The sequence below is a fragment of the Variovorax sp. 01T439_2 genome, from assembly GCF_056398445.1.
Genome location: NZ_JBFTPJ010001304.1, coordinates 1 through 1156, shown reverse-complemented (window position 1 = coordinate 1156; position 1156 = coordinate 1). Strand labels below are relative to the sequence as shown.

Sequence of the window (1156 nt, the reverse complement as noted above, 5' to 3'; positions counted from 1 at the left end):
GCCCACCAGCCGGTGGCGCGCACGGCGCCGCATGGTTTCGACACTTTCCGCGGGGACGGCGGCCGGTGCGCTGCGTCCTTCGTTGCCTTGCTGGCCGCGCGTGCGGAACTTGAAAAACGCCATGAAGTTCGATCCCTGAAGGAGTGCAGCGAGGTGTGTGCCAGATGGTGCGGACGGGCCGGCGATCAGCCGCCGGGCAGCAGGTGTTTGGCTTGCAGCCGCGGAGTGCCATGCTCCAGCACGCCACCCACGGTGAAGAACGATCCGAAGACCACGATTCTATCAGCGGGGTCCGCGCGCTCGATGGCTGCGCGCAGCGCCTCCATCGGGTTCGCATGCACGCTGCCGGAGACGTCGGTGCGCGTGTTCTGCGCCTGCCAGCTCGCGAGCAGATCTGCGGCCTTGGCGGCGCGCTGGGTCGGCAGGTCGGTGAAGTACCAGCGGTCGATCATCGGGCCGATGCGCGCGAGGATCGGGGCCAGGTCCTTGTCGGCCATGACGCCGAACACGCCATGCGTGGTGGGGTAGAAACCCATCGCGTCGAGGTTCTCCGCCAACGCCGCGACCGCGTGGGCGTTGTGCGCCACGTCGAGCACCAGCGCGGGCTCGCCCGGCACGATCTGGAAGCGGCCGGGCAGCTCGACCATCGCGAGCCCCGTGCGCACCGCCTGCGCAGTGATCGGCAACCGGGGCCGCAGCGCCTCGAGCGCCGCGAGCACGCCGGCGGCATTGAGCAGCTGGTTGGCGCCGCGCAGCGCGGGATAGGCCAGCCCGCTGTAGCGCCGCCCGCGGCCCGACCAGCCCCACTGCTGCTTGTCGCCCGACACATTGAAGTCGTGCCCGAAGCGCCAGAGGTCGGCGCCGACGGCTGCTGCATGGTCGACGACGCTTTGCGGCGGCATCGGATCGCTCACGATGGCGGGCTTGCCCGCGCGCATGATGCCGGCCTTCTCGAAGCCGATGCTTTCGCGGTCGGGCCCGAGATAGTCCATGTGGTCGAGGTCGATGCTGGTGATGACCGCGCAATCGGTGTCGATGATGTTGACCGCATCGAGCCGGCCGCCGAGGCCGACTTCCAGGATGGCCACGTCCGGCTTTTCCTCGATCATGCAGCGCAGGATGCCCAGCGTGGTGAATTCGAAGTACGTCAGGGGCA

Annotated in this window: 1 protein-coding gene and 1 pseudogene; both read right to left on the bottom strand. The window is 68.9% G+C overall.

Annotated features, from left to right (window positions below; translation table 11 throughout):
• Nucleotides 1–123, bottom strand: a pseudogene (locus AC1DOC_RS34500) (SPOR domain-containing protein); the annotation flags it as partial.
• A 62-nt stretch (nucleotides 124–185) separates the two neighbouring features.
• Nucleotides 186–1156: bifunctional folylpolyglutamate synthase/dihydrofolate synthase (locus AC1DOC_RS34495; RefSeq protein ID WP_478131687.1), on the bottom strand; the 971-nt coding region annotated here is incomplete at its 5' end.